The 15788-nt window shown below is 46.4% G+C and carries 17 protein-coding genes; 1 reads left to right on the top strand and 16 read right to left on the bottom strand.

The window, feature by feature from the left end; all coding sequences use genetic code 11:
- Window positions 1-11: 11 nt before the first annotated feature.
- The 10 genes from lonC to BM299_RS13710 all read right to left on the bottom strand — a co-directional run bounded on the left by lonC (window position 12) and on the right by BM299_RS13710 (window position 8231).
- Window positions 12-1937 carry a Lon family ATP-dependent protease gene (gene lonC, locus BM299_RS13755; protein ID WP_092485444.1) on the bottom strand — a complete coding sequence of 642 codons (1926 nt, stop codon included), beginning with the start codon at window positions 1935-1937 and terminating at the stop codon, window positions 12-14.
- Between the two features lie 45 nt (window positions 1938-1982).
- Window positions 1983-2429, bottom strand: a complete 447-nt coding sequence (gene rplI, locus BM299_RS13750; protein ID WP_092485441.1) for a 50S ribosomal protein L9 — start codon at window positions 2427-2429, stop codon at window positions 1983-1985.
- Window positions 2430-2433: 4 nt separating this feature from the next.
- Complete coding sequence (locus BM299_RS13745; protein ID WP_165608333.1) at window positions 2434-3408, bottom strand: DUF2232 domain-containing protein; 975 nt, start codon at window positions 3406-3408, stop codon at window positions 2434-2436.
- Window positions 3409-3595: 187 nt separating this feature from the next.
- Window positions 3596-3826, bottom strand: a complete 231-nt coding sequence (gene rpsR / locus BM299_RS13740) for a 30S ribosomal protein S18 (protein ID WP_092485435.1) — start codon at window positions 3824-3826, stop codon at window positions 3596-3598.
- Between the two features lie 11 nt (window positions 3827-3837).
- The gene (locus BM299_RS13735) at window positions 3838-4260 is read right to left on the bottom strand and encodes a single-stranded DNA-binding protein (RefSeq protein WP_092485432.1); all 423 of its coding nucleotides are present in this window, start codon (window positions 4258-4260) and stop codon (window positions 3838-3840) included.
- A 47-nt stretch (window positions 4261-4307) separates the two neighbouring features.
- Window positions 4308-4595, bottom strand: a complete 288-nt coding sequence (gene rpsF, locus BM299_RS13730; RefSeq protein ID WP_092485429.1) for a 30S ribosomal protein S6 — start codon at window positions 4593-4595, stop codon at window positions 4308-4310.
- 183 nt (window positions 4596-4778) lie between these two features.
- Complete coding sequence (locus BM299_RS13725) at window positions 4779-4976, bottom strand: DUF951 domain-containing protein (RefSeq protein ID WP_092485426.1); 198 nt, start codon at window positions 4974-4976, stop codon at window positions 4779-4781.
- An 18-nt stretch (window positions 4977-4994) separates the two neighbouring features.
- A complete protein-coding gene (locus tag BM299_RS13720; protein ID WP_092485423.1) occupies window positions 4995-6392 on the bottom strand; it encodes an aminopeptidase in 1398 nt (465 codons plus the stop codon).
- A 21-nt stretch (window positions 6393-6413) separates the two neighbouring features.
- Window positions 6414-7133 (bottom strand): CvpA family protein, encoded by a 720-nt coding sequence (locus BM299_RS13715; protein WP_092485420.1) that lies wholly within the window; start codon window positions 7131-7133, stop codon window positions 6414-6416.
- 78 nt (window positions 7134-7211) lie between these two features.
- A complete protein-coding gene (locus tag BM299_RS13710) occupies window positions 7212-8231 on the bottom strand; it encodes a YkvI family membrane protein (RefSeq protein ID WP_092485417.1) in 1020 nt (339 codons plus the stop codon).
- Between the two features lie 171 nt (window positions 8232-8402).
- On the opposite strand from BM299_RS13710, the gene yyaC reads away from it, so the two are divergent.
- A complete protein-coding gene (gene yyaC, locus BM299_RS13705; protein ID WP_092485414.1) occupies window positions 8403-9005 on the top strand; it encodes a spore protease YyaC in 603 nt (200 codons plus the stop codon).
- Window positions 9006-9284: 279 nt separating this feature from the next.
- On the opposite strand, the gene BM299_RS13700 is transcribed toward yyaC, so the two are convergent.
- From BM299_RS13700 to mnmG, 6 genes are all read right to left on the bottom strand, one after another.
- Window positions 9285-10196: a YkuS family protein gene (locus BM299_RS13700; protein WP_092485412.1), complete on the bottom strand. Its 912-nt coding sequence runs from the start codon at window positions 10194-10196 to the stop codon at window positions 9285-9287.
- 478 nt (window positions 10197-10674) lie between these two features.
- Window positions 10675-11367, bottom strand: a complete 693-nt coding sequence (locus tag BM299_RS13695; RefSeq protein WP_092485409.1) for a DUF554 domain-containing protein — start codon at window positions 11365-11367, stop codon at window positions 10675-10677.
- A 38-nt stretch (window positions 11368-11405) separates the two neighbouring features.
- Complete coding sequence (locus BM299_RS13690; protein WP_092485406.1) at window positions 11406-12269, bottom strand: ParB/RepB/Spo0J family partition protein; 864 nt, start codon at window positions 12267-12269, stop codon at window positions 11406-11408.
- The gene (locus BM299_RS13685; protein ID WP_092485403.1) at window positions 12262-13023 is read right to left on the bottom strand and encodes a ParA family protein; all 762 of its coding nucleotides are present in this window, start codon (window positions 13021-13023) and stop codon (window positions 12262-12264) included. Before BM299_RS13685 ends, BM299_RS13690 begins: the two co-directional genes overlap by 8 nt.
- A 133-nt stretch (window positions 13024-13156) precedes the next feature.
- The gene (gene rsmG / locus BM299_RS13680) at window positions 13157-13882 is read right to left on the bottom strand and encodes a 16S rRNA (guanine(527)-N(7))-methyltransferase RsmG (protein WP_245779784.1); all 726 of its coding nucleotides are present in this window, start codon (window positions 13880-13882) and stop codon (window positions 13157-13159) included.
- Window positions 13866-15779: a tRNA uridine-5-carboxymethylaminomethyl(34) synthesis enzyme MnmG gene (mnmG, locus tag BM299_RS13675; RefSeq protein ID WP_092485400.1), complete on the bottom strand. Its 1914-nt coding sequence runs from the start codon at window positions 15777-15779 to the stop codon at window positions 13866-13868. The genes rsmG and mnmG overlap by 17 nt, the downstream gene beginning before the upstream one ends.
- Window positions 15780-15788 lie beyond the last annotated feature (9 nt).

Below are 15788 nucleotides of genomic sequence, written 5' to 3'. Positions count from 1 at the left end.
GACTCAATTATTCAATTAACCATTTCCTTGGCTGTCGGATAAATTGACGCAATTATTTCCTCCAGCGTCTGTACCGGGACCACCTTGACGCCGCGGGTATCGGCGGGTATATCCTTTTCATTTTCCCGGGGCACAAACACCGTTTCAATGCCACACTGCCTGGCACCGTAAATTTTTTCCGGCACCCCGCCGACCGCCTTGACCCGGCCCTGAATGGACAGTTCACCGGTTACGGCTATATTTTGGGGAATGGGGCGGTTTTCCAGGGCGCTGTATATGGCCAGGGAAATGGCCGCACCCGCTGACGGGCCGTCAATCCGCCCGCCCCCGACCACATTAACGTGCACGTCGTATTCGTTCAGATCGCGCCCGGTTAATTTACGGAGCACGGAGGCGGCGTTGAATACCGAATCCCTGGCCATGCTGCCCGCTGTTTCATTGAACCGGATGACCCCGCCATCCTTGCGCCGGGCCTGAAATACCACTGCTTCGATTTCCAGCACTGAACCGACAAATCCCGCCACTCCAAGACCGAATATCCTGCCCACCTCGTGGTTGGCGCTGGAACGCCGGGTTATATAGGGAGTCAGCCGGCTCACTTGAACAACTTCATATACTTCCGCCAGCGTGATCACCGGTTCTTGCCCGTCAACAACTTTATGGCAGGCCAGCGCATAGGCATCAGCCAGTATATTAACCGCTTTGCGCCCTTCAATGGTATATTCGGCAATTACTTCAGCCACACCGTTATCCATGGGTGCGTTTAATTTCCGGGCGGCCTGCCGGACTATCTGACAGATATCCGCGGGCGTCAGCGGCTCAAAAAATATTTCCGTGCACCGGCTGCGGATGGCCGGGTTAATTTCCTCGGGCTCTCGGGTGGTGGCCCCGATAAGGATAAAATCAGCCGGCGCGCCTTCTTCAAACAGCTTTTTAATATACCGGGGAACATTGTTGTCTAAAGGGTCGTAATATGACGATTCAAAAAATACCCGTTTGTCTTCCATCACCTTGAGCAATTTGTTTTGTAAAATCAGGTCCAATTCACCGATCTCGTCTATAAAAAGCACACCCCCGTGCGCGTCCGTCACCAGACCGGGTTTGGGTTCGGGTACCCCGCTGTCCGCCAGGTCGCGACGTGCGCCCTGGTAAATGGGGTCGTGCACCGAGCCCAAAAGCGGGTTGGTAACCTCGCGCGGGTCCCAGCGCAAGGTGGTGCCGTTAACTTCTACAAAGGGCGCCCCGGCAGCAAATGCGCTATATTTTAAGTCGCGCGCCGCCGCCAAAGCGATCCGGGCAGCGGTTGTTTTACCCACTCCGGGCGGGCCGTAAAGCAGAATATGCTGTGGAAACGGTGAGGCCAGCTTGGAAAGCAAAGCCCGCACCGGGCGCTCCTGGCCGACAATCTCATCCAGGCTGGACGGCCGGAGCACATCCAGGGCGGAACGCACCAGGTTTTTTTGTTCCAGTTTTTCAAGAATAGCCAGTTTTTTCAAGGTTTGGGCATTTTCCGGGCCGGTGTTCTCCTTTACAATTTGCATTCTTATTTCGCGCACGTAATCTTCATGCCGTTGCTGCAAGCGCTCGTTAATCTTTTTTTCCAGTTCGTCTTCCACGGCGCGACGCGCTATGATGTCAGCAATTTCATTTTCTAATTCATCCAGAATGTCCCGTATATGTTCCGGCTCAGGTACGGTATCCAATGTAGGGTCTTCAAGAACAATTTTCTGCAGGGCCAACACTCGCTCGGGCAAATACTCGGATCGCATCATCTGCAGCACGCCCAGCTTACCGGCCCGCAGTACGATTTTGTCCGAACCGTATATGTCCGTCATGATGTTGTAAAGAGAACTCACCTGTCGCCGTAGTTGTTCCTGTTCCCTGAAGTTGGTGCCCAATTCGTTTTTACCCTTGATTTTTTCCAGAAAACTTTTCATTGCTGTCAAATCTCCTTAATGTCAGTTTCGGCCTGTTTCGAAAAACTACTCCGCCACTACCTCCAAGTTAATTTCCACCTGTACCGCCGGGTGCAATTTAATGATAATGGGATATTCGCCCAGTGCTTTAATGGGGTTTTTTACAATGATTTTTTTCTTATCCACCTCAAGCCCGTGTTTTTCTTTCAAGGCGCCGGCAATATCCTTATTGCCAATGGCCCCGAAGAGTTTGCCCGCGTCACCCACCCTGGCTTGTATGGTTAATTTCAACCCGTCAAGCCGGTTGCCCAGTTCCCGGGCTTTTTCCTCAATTTGTTTCTTTTTTTCCGCCTGAATAGCTCTTTGTTTTTCCAGGTCTTTCATTCTACCCTTGGAAGCTTCCACGGCCAATCCTTTGGGTATCAAATAATTGCGAGCGTAGCCTTCCGCCACGTTCACCACTTTGCCCTTTTCACCGAGCTTTTTCACATCTTCCAGAAGAATTACCTGCATGTTTTTAACCCCCTTTGATCCCCTCATCTCCGTTGGCGGTCAACCGGCGCAAGTTGACCAGCGGGTCCACCACACCGCACGCCAGCGTCATGGTAATGGTAAAAGGCAAGTACAATGTCAGAACCACAATAATGATTATTTTGACAACCCGGGAAGCCTTCCAAACTTGCATAAAGTATGTCAGTACAGCAGTGCCCAGCGCAAAAAATACAAATGCCGCAATATAAAGTATATTTTTGCCCACTATTCCCATGGTGCTTATTGCCAACTCATCGCCCCCCAGAGTAAGGGCCAGGCCGGTTATTACCAGCCATGTAGAGTACCACGGCAATTGCCACTTGGCAAAGTCAAACTTTTCGGTTTGCGCCAAGCCCAACCTGTGCATGATATACCTGGTTATAAAATAACTTGCCAGCGTCATGATCAAGCTCCAGACCACCACGCTGCCGGGGATAAATGTTTGCACCAACCGGGCGATCTGCTCGGCGGCGGCCATAAACTGCTGCCTGCCGGATTCGTCCATGATACCGTTTTGCATGTACACCCGGGCCATTTGATCCATAGTTGCCCGGAATTCATGCGCTACCTTGGCTGTGCCGGCGTCATTGACCGCGAAGCTGATTATCAGGTTGACTGCCGCGGCCACCAGTGCCCAAAAGAATAATACATTGATACTTTTAGACACCGTCACCCTGTTCTTGAGCAGCAATCCTACAATAACGCCCGGCGGGCCGAACTGCAGCACCATCAGCAACGCTGCCTTAATATGAGTAAAGGCAAACATCAACATAACCGTAGACATCATTAAAGCCAGCAGGCCATGCCTCAAATCCCTTTTTAAAATCAAATATGCCAGCGGCACCGGCAAAATCAAGGAAGTCAAAAAAAACACCGGCGTAATATAAAGGCCCAGCAATCCCAGCAGGGCCGTGACGGTGGCCACTATGACTGTTTCTGGCACATTCGGATACTTATCCATAAGTCCGGGGAACCACCTCGTTATATTTTTATTACACAATTGTATTATAGTTCTGCACATAAACCGCTTTTCCTGCCCGGGCGAAGCAGGTGTATCCTGTTATTTGTTACCCGTCGTACCAAGTGTACAAAACAAAGGAAGGGGAACCCATGTTCCCCTATTAAATACACCTATTAACATGTACTATTTATTCTGCTGTAAAGGGCAACAGGGCAATATTACGAGCCCTTTTGATTGCTACAGTCAGCATCCGCTGGTGCCTGGCACAATTGCCGGAAATGCGCCGGGGTAAAATTTTACCCCTTTCAGTGATAAATTTTTTTAAACGCGGCACATCTTTATAATCAACTTTATCCATTTTATCAACGCAAAAGCTGCAAATACGCTTTTTGCCCCGGCGCCCACGCTCGCGTCTCATAGTCTTCCCTCCTAGAACGGAATTTCATCCTCGTTAAAGCTTATTTCACTGGCAAAATTTTCTCCTTCTGTTGTTTTACTTCCACCAGTGGATGATCCCCGGGCCTCTTTAGGCCAATCCAAAAAGCGCACATCGTTTGCCACAACCTCGGCCGCCTTGCGGCGAATCCCCTGGCTGTCATCATAAGAACGAACTTGTAACCTGCCCTCGACGGCCACCAGCCTTCCTTTGCCCAGATGATTGGTACAAGTTTCCGCCAATTTTTGCCACACAACAATATCAATAAAGTCGGTAGCTTCCACACGTTCACCCTGCCGGTTGGTATACTGGCGACCCACCGCCAGGGTAAAGGTGGCCACCGGTACGCCATTCGGTGTGTAGCGTAGTTCGGGGTCCTGAGCCAGCCGGCCGATTAATATTACTCTATTTAACATTTTTAATCACCGCCCCGGTGTAAGTAAATCTATCTCTGGTTACATCTTTAATCATCATTACGCACAATTATATGTCTTAAAACTTCATCGGTAATTTTCAGGATCCGGTCCAGTTCACCGGCCACCGCCGGCTCGCCTTTGAAGTTTATTATCACGTAATAACCTTCGCGGGTATGCTTAATTTCGTAAGCCAACCTGCGCTTGCCCCACTTGTCAAGCTTGGTTACCTCGGCGCCATTATTTTCAATTATACCCTTTACTTTGTCGATTACCGCCTCGGTGGCTTCCTCATCCAGGTTTGTTTTAAGAATAAATACCAATTCGTACTGGCGCACAATGCTCACCTCCTCCCTTTGGACATAAGGCCCTACTGTTCGGTAGAGCAGGGTAGGTCCATAAAATATGCATTTTAGGCCAGTTTCAGCTTTAACTATAAAATTATAGCATAATTATTTAGCCGTAGCAAGGAATTTGGTCTTGCAACAACTATTATTATGATATGGGAATTTGCAATGCATTCAATATTCGGCTTTCGGCTGCACTATTCTTTTCACGCTTTTCTCAAACTTGGGCCGGGGTAGCATAACTACCCGGCCGCAGGTTGTACACCTGATACGAAAATCCACACCTGTACGCATAACCTCCCACTCATCTCCGCCGCAGGGATGCTGCTTGCGCATTTTAACAACGTCCCCTATATTATATTTAACAAACATAGACCGACCCCCGTTGTTTTATGACAGAAAAAAGGCCCGGTAACCCTGGTGCATCATGTAAATATCGGCCTTGTGGCTCACTTCAAACGGTGAATGCATCCCCAGCAATGCCACTCCGCAATCCACTACGTCCATCCCGTACTCAGCCAGCATATAAGCTATGGTCCCGCCGCCACCCTGGTCAACCTTGCCCAGTTCGCCGGTTTGCCAGATAACGTTATGATCATTAAATATTTTTCTGACCAGCGCCATATATTCGGCGTGGGCGTCGTTGGCCCCCTTTTTGCCGCCGGAACCGGTATACTTGGTAATGACTACACCGCATCCCAGCCGCGCGGCGTTATTCTTTTCCATCACTTCCTCAAAGTTGGGGTCTAAAGCCGCATTGACATCGGCTGATAATGCCCGGGAAGCATTCATGGCCCGGCGCAGCAGCAACTCATTATATTTACCGGTACTTTTTTCCAATAATTCTGCCATAATATTAGCAAAAAAGCTGGCTTGCATGCCTGTGTTCCCAACACTGCCGATTTCTTCTTTATCGGTAAATATGCCCACTGCCGTGCGATTGGGCAAGTTAACGCCATTAATGGCCATCATTTGCGCATAAGCGCATACTCGATCGTCTTGCCCGTATGCGCCTATCATGGAACGGTCAAAACCGATATCCCGCGGAGCCACCGCCGGGACCAACTCCAATTCGGCACTAACCAAATCTTCTTCTATTATACCATATTTTTCATGCAGGTGGTCCAGGATTGTTTCCTTGACCCTTTCTTTGACTTCCCGGTCGTTGACCGCCAGGCTCCCGCACAGAACATCCAAGCTTTCACCCGGGAAAGCCTCCAATACCTTTTTCTCCGCCTGCTCCCGGGCCAGATGGGGCAGCAGGTCGGTTACGGTAAATACCGGGTCGCCTTCCTCTTCGCCAATGCAAATATTCACTTGAATGCCGTCTTTGCGAAATACCACTCCGTGTAACGCCAGCGGCAGCGCCAGCCAGTGATACTTTTTTATACCCCCGTAATAGTGGGTTTCCAATAAAGCCAGATCGCTTTTTTCATACAGCGGGTGAACTTTTAGATCCAAGCGCGGGCTGTCCACATGCGCTCCGATAATATTAGCTCCTTCAACCAGCGGGCGGCTGCCCATTACGGCCATGACCATCGATTTATTGCGTAATGCGGCGTACACGCGATCACCGGGTTTTAACGGGCCTGATATTCCCTGCAGCGGTTTAAAACCGTTGTTCTCGGCAAATTCCTTAATCAAATAAATAGTTTCCCGTTCCGTTTTGGCCTGTTTGATAAACTGCTTGTAATCTTCACCCATGCTTAATACCGATTTTTTTTCGAGTTCACTGATTTTTTCCCAAACATTTTTCCTACTGTAAGCCAGTTGGCCCTTTTTACTCATCGGTCAACCTCCAACCCATAGTTATGATGTTTTAGTATGGCCGGGATATATATAATTACTCCCGCCGGATTTAAATATATCCCCCAGGGATTGCCAGGCTGGTATATGCATATTTAATATATTCAAAAGATGCCATACATACGGCATCAGCGCGGATCCGGCGACGGCCCGTCCCAAAAAGCCCGGATCTCCTTGAACCGGCGCCGCACCGGTGGCCTGCAAAGGCTCTAGAAGAATCGCCATTAACGTGATAATTACAAGCCCCCTTACCACTCCCAACAACAACCCGCCAAAGCGATCCAGCGGGCTGAAAAATGTATGCGCCACCGCCCCGGAAAACATGCGCAATACAATTTTCACCAGCAGGGATACCGCCACCAACAGTAATAAAAAGGATATTATCTCCAGAATTGACATGGCTGCCTGATACACCATGTTTGTTATATAGCCCGTGGCTTTGACGCCCGGCACCGTAATTTGCAGGTTATTCATATAATCATTCTTGATTAATTCATCCAGCACGGAAAGAGGTAGTTTATCATTAATAAATGTAGCGATGGCGCCTCCCCAACCCCACCGGTTTTCCATATACAATGCCAGCGGCGCATACCCGATGAAGGCTGCCGCCAATCCCAGCACCAGACCTGCCAGCCCGGCCGCGCCGGCTATAAATCCGGTGTGCAGCCCGCGCCAGGCTGAAAAGAAAATAATCAACAACATTAACCAATCCAACCAGTTCATAATAGCCTGCTTCACCTCCTCATTATAATTATTCTTTCTGTTAATATTTTTTACCTGTCAGTTTTTTGATTATTTGGTTTACTGCCTGCGCCGCACCACCAGCAGGGGTGCCATTATTAAGAATAACATTAACAATAAACCGGCATAACCAAATAAAGGATATATGGTGCCCACCAGCCGGTCAAAATCCATTCCTGCCAGTGGAACGGCCAGCAAAGTTGCGCCGATACCAATTATTTTGTAATTTTTACTTCCCGCGTCAGCCATGCGGGCAGCGAACCCGTGGGCATTGGCCACCGTTGTGGTTAAAATAGCCAGCCAGATCAATACACCCATAATATATTTAAATCCTTGACCCACCTTGCCGGCCATATATAACATGGGCACTTTGTAATTGATAATTTCTGGATACAAACTGAGCCCGGCCAGATACATGATTCCGGCTATAATTCCCAGACTAGCGCCGCCGGCTACGCCGCCCCATAATGCTACCTTTTTGGTGATGCTTTTTCCCAGTGTGGTTAAGACGGCCACAACCAGAATCATATTATACGACACATACAGTACCCCCGACCATAACCAGTGACCCGTTACCGCTCCCGTAAACAGCACGGCATTATTTTGTACAAACGAAGTATTTTCAGCCTGTAAGATTAATAATGATATAATTAGAATAGCTATAATTTTTATGGGCACCAACACCGCATTTACCAGTACCACACCGTTCAAACCACCCAGCAAAATAAAGCAATTTATCACCACTACTATAAATATTCCAAATTTTGCACTAATGTTAAAGTGTTCGCTGAATATCGCTCCACTGCCGGACAGCATAACGCTCAAACCGCCGAAAAGCATCAACATGCTTAATAAATCCAACATTTTTCCCACTTTTTTACCCAGTAAATAATTAATTAGTGCCAAGTAATTATCCGTGCTTAGTTTTACTGAAAGGTAAAGTATTGATGCTCCCAGATAAGCGAATAATGCGGTTATCAGAACAACTTCCTTTAACCCGTTCAGGCCATGCAAAGTAATAAACTGCATAATTTCCTGGCCTGAGGCAAAACCCGCGCCTATAACCGCACCCATATACATGGCAATAACTTTTAATATTGAAATTTGTTTATTTAACGACAGCTATTTCACCTCCATCCTCTAATGATCTTATGCACCAGTTAATTAATTTTTTACAAAAAAGGAATAAAGCCATAAGTTTAAGGGAATAAATATATTAGTTTGTTTTTTTAAACAAAGAGGTGATATATTATGGCTGTGGCAAAGCAACTCATAAAACAACATTCTATGCCTAAAATTAAAATACATGTTGATGATCAGCTGGCAACGGAGAAAATATACCTTGCTTTAATGGATAAACTAACCCGTTATGAAGCGCTGCATACCGGCCCCGTGATATTATTGTGTATCGGCACCGACCGGTCAACCGGCGATTGTCTGGGACCGCTGGTTGGCACCCAGTTGGAATATCAAAATCAAGACCTGTTTCAAATTTACGGTACCCTGGACCAGCCGGTGCATGCCGGTAATTTACAGGAATATCTGGATATGATCAACAAACAATACAGCGACCCGTTTATTATAGCCGTTGATGCCTGCCTTGGCAGCTTGGAAAATGTCGGGTGCATCAATATCGGTGACGGATCGTTGCAGCCTGGCGCCGGTGTTAACAAGTCTTTACCCTCCGTGGGTCAAATTTATATTACCGGCATTGTAAATGTAGGCGGTTTTATGGAATACCTGGTATTGCAAAACACCCGCCTCAGCCTGGTAATGAAGATTACCAATACCATTGTAGCAGGATTGAACAAGGTTGCCAGGGAGAGCAGGCATAAAAAGGCCCGGAGTTGCTAAACTCCGGGTTTTAAGTTTTTCACTTTAAAGGTAAATATTCAGCAAAACAGTTGGCTGCTATGGTATTGCCCATAAGCGAACGACTTGCGTAACGCCGGTAACAGCACCCGGGAAAAGCTTTTAGGTAACCGGATAGCGGCGCGAAGCACTGGAGTGAACGTTGGACAATACCACAGGGGCTTACTGAATAGTTACTTTCACTTTAAGAAATATACCCGGCCATATTCATAGCCGGGCAAAACATTGCAGTACTGGAAAGCGTGCGCCTTTCTTGTTCCTTCATGGAATAATTCTTAATTCGTTTATAACTTCATTAATGTCTTTTCCGCTGGCGTCAATCACTTTTTTCTCCGTCGCTCTGTCCTGCATATTCATAAAGTTGTTTTCCATGCCGGAAACAATATACGCGTCAGCATCGTCAGCCATGGCACCGTCAACCACCGTAAAGCCTTCTCTTTCCAAATCCTTGCGGAACCTTTGTAGATCATCATCAAGTGCTATCTTTTTCATATTCACACCTCCTGTATTATCTTTCCTGGCTTTTTTGATTTTATGCAGGAGATTAATGACTTCAGCATCGGTGGTTTGCTCAAATTCCTTATAAAATTGACCCACGGCATAAAACTTTTCGGCAGTTAGAGGGCAAACTATTTCATCAACATCACCACTTAACCTGGTTATTGTATCGGCCGGCATAACCGGTGCCGCCAGGATAATTCTTCGCGGCCTAAACATATTCCTCAACGACTGCACGGCGGCCCTGGCAGTAAAACCCGTTGCAATGCCATCATCCACCAGAATAATTAATTTCCCGGAATAATCCGGGTAATCTGCACTGCCGCGATATTTAACCATGCGTCGCTTGATTTCGGCAACCTGTTCTTGAATCAGCGTTTCAATTTCTTTCTCTTCTATGTTATAAGCCGCCATCACATGACTGTTTAACAATACCGTCCCATCCTGTGTCACAGCTCCAATGACCACCTCGGGATTAAACGGTGCCCCTATCTTGCGTGGGATAATTATATCCAGAGGATTATTTAACATTTCTGCCACCCTGGCGGCCACCACAACTCCGCCCCGGGGTATGCCGATTACCACTGTATTATTGCTAACTTTTTCCATTAACTTTAAGCCCAATATATTTCCCGCCTCAAGACGATCTTTGTATTGATAATTTTCATCGAACATTCATACCGCCCCCGATTTTTTACTCTATTTTGCCCGCCATGCTTTGTAAATTATTAATAGAGCAAAAGATTGTGGGTAATATATTATGTAACTATTCAGCAAGCCCGCTGTAGTAATGCCTAACACTCACTTTAATGCTTCGCGTGTGATGCACACCACGCCTTGCTTCGGACCGGATTAGCGGAGCTGCAAAAGCGGCGCGATATGTATTCATATTTTTGATATATTGACTTTAAAGCTCATCTTTTTAAATCGCAAACTGTTAGTAACCCACTGTTTTCGCGCCGCTATCCGGTTACCTAAAAGCTTTTCCCGGGTTCTGTTACCGGCGCTACGCAAGTCGTTCGCTTATGGGCGATACTACAGCAGTCAAATGTTTTGGTTAATAGTTATTATATTATTTAGCTTTTTAGCGAAGAAAGCTACTTCCAAAAGCGCACTATTAAAAAAAAGAGAGGATATTTTACCCCTCCCTTGGTCAAAATAAATGCAAATATTGCATAAAATATGCCAGCGGTATGACAATAATTATGGCCGGCAGCAAGTTACCAATATTTACTTTCTTAATTTCCAGTATATTTATCGCTATGCCAATAATTAAAAGGCCACCGGTGGAAGTTAAGTGATTAATCACAAAGGGGTTGAGAATATCTTTCAACGATGCGGCCAGCAAGGTGATGGTGCCCTGATAAACCAGTACGGGTAAACCGGAAAAAATAACTCCGATGCCCATGGTAGAAGCAAAGAAAATGGAGCTTACTCCGTCCAGCATGGCCTTGGCAAACAATGTATCGGTATTACCGGAAATACCGTCCTCTATAGCGCCCACCACGGCCATGGCGCCCACACAGTATATTAAACTGGTTGTAACAAAAGCCCGGGCCACGTTTCCGCCATTATCACCCACCTTACTTTCCAACCACATTCCCAGGCGTTCCAGATTATATTCTATTTTTAACAGTTCGCCGCAAATCCCACCCAGGGCCAAACTGATAATTACTATCAATAACTGTTCTCCCTGTAATGACATTTGTAAGCCCACTAGCAAGACCGCCAGTCCGATGCCTTGCATCACCGTATTTTTTACACGTGGCGATATTCCCTTTTTAAAAAACAAGCCAATAGACGTACCTATTCCGATGGCTATAATATTTACTATAGTACCTGTCATAAAATATACTCCCGTATAAAATGTTTCACGTGAAACATTTAATTGATTTTAATATTATCAACTATGGCGGCCAGTTCATCTCGTGTGGTATATTCTATAATTAGTTTACCGCTACCGTTTGAGTTAGGGCGTATAGTTACCCGTTTTCCTAATTTTTTACTTAATAATCTTTCCCATTCCATGCTTTCATGATCCTTTTCCCTGGCTCGCTTGGTTTTACCCGCCTCTTCAATATATTTTTTTACTATTTCCTCTGTTTTGCGGACACTTAAATGCTGTTTAATTATTTTGAGTGCAAATTTTATTTGTGTTTCACTATCCTGTAAAGGAATCAACGCGCGGGCATGACCGGTGGAAATTATACCTTCCGCCAGCATTTCCCTGAGTTCCCCGGGTAATCCCAGCAACCTCACCATATTGGCTATAAAAGACCGGCTTTTACCCAGACGAGACGATAATTCCTCCTGGGTTAAACCATATTCCTCCATCAAACGGCGATACGCATTGGCTTCATCCACGGCATTCAGGTCTTCCCGCTGTATATTTTCGATCAAGGCAGCGGCGGAAGCTTCCAGGTCATTATATGTTTTTATAATAACCGGTACTTCATTCATTTTTAATTTTTTACAGGCCTGCCAGCGACGCTCGCCGGCAATAATTTCATAATTGCCATTACTTCTGGAACGTACTACTATAGGCTGGATTAAACCGTGGGTTTTTATGGATTTTATAAGTTCTTCCAGGTTGTGCTCATCAATATTTTTCCTAGGTTGATTAGGATTGGGAAATATTTTTTCCACTTCAATATAGCACATTTCATTATCATTATTCTTTACTTTATCACCAGGCTCCACCGGTATTAATGCCGAAAGTCCTTTTCCCAGGCCCCTTTTTTTACTCAAGACCCATCACCTCACGCGCCAAATCATGGTACAATTCCGCTCCCCTGGACCTACGATCGTAAAGCATTACCGGTTTGCCGTGACTGGGTGCCTCACTTAGCCGAACGTTACGCGGAATAATACTCTTGTAAACTTTATCTTTAAAATGGCTTTTTACCTCATCCACTACTTGAATAGATAAATTTGTACGCCCGTCAAACATAGTCAATACTACGCCTTCTATCTCCAGTCCACGGTTCATACTTTGCTGTACCAGCTTTATAGTATTCATTAACTGGCCAAGGCCTTCCAGTGCATAATATTCACACTGTAGAGGCACGATCACCGAATCCGCCGCCACCAGGGCATTGACCGTCAACAATCCTAGTGATGGCGGGCAGTCAATAATAATATAGTCGTATTCATCTTTTTCCCGGTATAATATATTCCTTAATAAATTTTCCCGGTACTCAATACCCACCATTTCTATTTCCGCACCAGCCAGTTCAATTGATGATGGAATAAGGTCCAGTCTTTCCAGTACATTACAAATTTTAATATTTTCAATGCTCGCGCTATCCAGCAATAAATCATATATACAGCCTTCCAGGGCATCCTTATCTATCCCCAGCCCGCTTGTGGCATTTCCCTGTGGGTCGATATCCACCAGTAATACCCGGCATTCCATCATAGAAAGCCATGCTGAAAGGTTTACTGCAGTGGTGGTTTTACCCACACCCCCCTTCTGATTGGCAATGGCAATTATTTTTCCCACGCTATGCACCCCTTAGATGCCAAAGTTTACATTCAATTTTTATTCCACATTTATAACGTTACTTCCTGCTCTGTTTTTTGGGCAAATAAAAAACAGGGACATTTTATCCCCGTTTTTAAATCTACTCCGAATTTTACAATGGTCGCTTCTTTGGTATCCCGGCCCGGCGCGGGTATTTGGCGGGGGTGTCGGATATTTTTTTAATGATAACAATGGAACGCCTTTCCTTACTTAGTGGCAATGCTATCTCGCGCACCTTTTCCAATCGCCCGCCTAAAATCTCTATGGCTTGCTCTGCTGCTCTTAGTTCTTCGTTTATTGCAGGTCCCTTGGATGCGATAAACATACCACCCACCTGCACCAGGGGCAGGGCGTATTCAACCAGCACCCGTAATTCCGCCACCGCCCTGCTGATCGCTACATGGTAACTTTCTCGATGATTTGCAGCAAATTCTTCCACCCGGGCGTGTACAGCTACCACATTATATAATTCAAGAATATTAATCACCTGCTGTAAAAATAAAACCTTTTTGCCCACCGCATCCAGCAGGGTCATTTTCAGACCGGGCAGATATATTTTTAAAGGCAATCCCGGAAAACCCGCCCCGCTGCCGATATCCACCACACTGGTATTATATATTTCTTGTAGATCCTCAACCAATAACAATGAGTCCAAAAAATGTTTTTCTGCCGCTTCAGCAGCAGCGGTAATAGCAGTTAGGTTATACTTTTTATTTTCCTCCAGTAACTTTTGATAATACTGTTCATATTTATTCACCGTTTCTTCTGAAACAGACAGCCCTAATTTCCGTCCACCGCTTATAATAACTTCCCTGAGCTCGTTATGCATGGCTATCATCTTTCGCGCTGCCGCCAGTTGTTTGTTGGCGCTTATTTTGTTCCAGGTGAATTAATAATACCGAAATATCAGCCGGGTTAACCCCGGATATGCGCGATGCCTGCCCAATGGAAACCGGTCTTACCTTGTCCAGTTTTTGCATTGCTTCCACCGCCAGCCCTCGTACCTTGCCGTAGTCAATATCCGGCGGTATTTTCATATTTTCCATTTTTTCAAACTTATTAATCTGTGCCGCCTGTTTTTTAATGTAGCCCGCGTACTTGATTTGTATTTCCACTTCTTCCTTGACATCTTCATCAAGATTGGGATGTTCAAGCGGTAAATCTTCTATGTCCCGATAGGTTATCTCGGGTCTTTTCAATAAGGCGGCCAGTTTAATACCGCCCTGCAACGGGGCCGATTTAGCTCTTTCCAATACGTTTTTCAACTCCGGTCCCACCGGTACTACGGTCTTTTCAAGACGCTCAATTTCTTCTTCTATAGCCCGGCGCTTTTTAATGAACCTGCCGTAACGTTCCGCCGAAACCAGTCCCACCTGGTAGCCTCGCTCTGTAAGCCGCAGATCAGCATTGTCCTGACGCAACATCAAACGGTATTCAGCCCTGGAAGTTAATAAGCGGTACGGTTCAGTGACCCCCTTTGTGACCAGATCATCTATTAACACACCGATATACCCCTCGGAACGGGAAATTATAAACGGTTCATTATTTTTTATATACAACACCGCGTTAATTCCGGCAATTAATCCCTGGGCCGCAGCCTCCTCATACCCGGAGGTGCCATTGATTTGTCCGGCGGTAAACAACCCTTTGACAGCTTTTGTCTCCAATGTCAGTTTCAACTGGCTCGGCACCACGTAATCATATTCAATGGCATAACCGGGACGTACAATTTCCACCTTTTCCAACCCCGGCAATGTCCGCAGCATGGCCATCTGTACATCTTCCGGCAAACTGGTGGACATACCCTGCACGTACATTTCATTGGTCTTTTTTCCTTCGGGCTCTACAAAAACTTGGTGGGCGGGCTTGTCCGCAAATCTTACCACTTTATCCTCTATTGACGGGCAGTATCGCGGACCGGTGCCCTCGATAAAACCGCTGTACAGCGGCGAACGATGCAAGTTCTCCCGGATTATATCATGGGTTTGCTCATTACTGTAAGTCAACCAGCAAGGTATTTGTTCCCTTTGCTTTATGCTTGAAATAAAAGAAAAATTGTATATCCGGTCATCCCCCGGCTGAATAGTCATTTTATTAAAATCAATACTGCGCCGGTCCACTCTGGCCGGCGTACCCGTTTTAAACCGGCCTAATTTAAAACCCAGATCCTGTAAACTTTCCGATAATTTTATTGCCGAAAAATTACCGCTCGGACCACCGGGATAGGCCAGGTCGCCAATGACAATGCGTCCCCTTAGAAACGTCCCCGTGGTTACTATTACCGCATGCGCCTTGAAAACCGCCCCCGTCCGGCCCACAACACCGGCCACCCGCTCCCCTTTAACCAAAATTTTTTCTACCGTTACTTGCTTGACATCCAGATTAGGTTGATTTTCCAGTACCCATTTCATATTTACATGATATATATTTTTATCTGCCTGGGCCCTCAGTGCCTGCACCGCCGGTCCTTTGGCCGTATTCAACATACGCATTTGAATGGCCGACCGGTCGGTGTTCAAACCTATTTCACCGCCCAGGGCATCAATCTCCCTGATCAACTGTCCCTTGGCCGGACCACCCATGGCCGGGTTGCAAGGCATCATTCCTATATTTTCCATATTTATAGTTAGTACCAGTGTTTTCATGCCCATGCGCGCCGCCGCCAAACCGGCTTCGCAACCCGCATGACCGGCGCCGATAACTATCACATCATACTGACCGGCCAGGTATTCCAAGTCCATCCC

The organism is Desulfoscipio geothermicus DSM 3669, assembly GCF_900115975.1.
In the GTDB taxonomy this organism is placed as follows: domain Bacteria; phylum Bacillota; class Desulfotomaculia; order Desulfotomaculales; family Desulfallaceae; genus Desulfoscipio; species Desulfoscipio geothermicus.
The sequence above is the reverse complement of the archived record's forward strand: the minus strand, read 5'-3'. Positions and strand labels throughout refer to the sequence as shown.

Excerpts from the sequence above, each read along its gene's own strand:
- lonC (WP_092485444.1), bottom strand. The coding sequence starts at position 1,937 with ATGAAAAGTTTTCTGGAAAAAATCAAGGGTAAAAACGAATTGGGCACC.
- rplI (WP_092485441.1), bottom strand. The coding sequence starts at position 2,429 with ATGCAGGTAATTCTTCTGGAAGATGTGAAAAAGCTCGGTGAAAAGGGC.
- BM299_RS13745 (WP_165608333.1), bottom strand. The coding sequence starts at position 3,408 with ATGGATAAGTATCCGAATGTGCCAGAAACAGTCATAGTGGCCACCGTC.
- rpsR (WP_092485435.1), bottom strand. The coding sequence starts at position 3,826 with ATGAGACGCGAGCGTGGGCGCCGGGGCAAAAAGCGTATTTGCAGCTTT.
- BM299_RS13735 (WP_092485432.1), bottom strand. The coding sequence starts at position 4,260 with ATGTTAAATAGAGTAATATTAATCGGCCGGCTGGCTCAGGACCCCGAA.
- BM299_RS13725 (WP_092485426.1), bottom strand. The coding sequence starts at position 4,976 with ATGTTTGTTAAATATAATATAGGGGACGTTGTTAAAATGCGCAAGCAG.
- BM299_RS13720 (WP_092485423.1), bottom strand. The coding sequence starts at position 6,392 with ATGAGTAAAAAGGGCCAACTGGCTTACAGTAGGAAAAATGTTTGGGAA.
- BM299_RS13715 (WP_092485420.1), bottom strand. The coding sequence starts at position 7,133 with ATGAACTGGTTGGATTGGTTAATGTTGTTGATTATTTTCTTTTCAGCC.
- BM299_RS13710 (WP_092485417.1), bottom strand. The coding sequence starts at position 8,231 with ATGTATATGGGTGCGGTTATAGGCGCGGGTTTTGCCTCAGGCCAGGAA.
- yyaC (WP_092485414.1), top strand. The coding sequence starts at position 8,403 with ATGGCTGTGGCAAAGCAACTCATAAAACAACATTCTATGCCTAAAATT.
- BM299_RS13700 (WP_092485412.1), bottom strand. The coding sequence starts at position 10,196 with ATGTTCGATGAAAATTATCAATACAAAGATCGTCTTGAGGCGGGAAAT.
- BM299_RS13695 (WP_092485409.1), bottom strand. The coding sequence starts at position 11,367 with ATGACAGGTACTATAGTAAATATTATAGCCATCGGAATAGGTACGTCT.
- rsmG (WP_245779784.1), bottom strand. The coding sequence starts at position 13,882 with ATGATAGCCATGCATAACGAGCTCAGGGAAGTTATTATAAGCGGTGGA.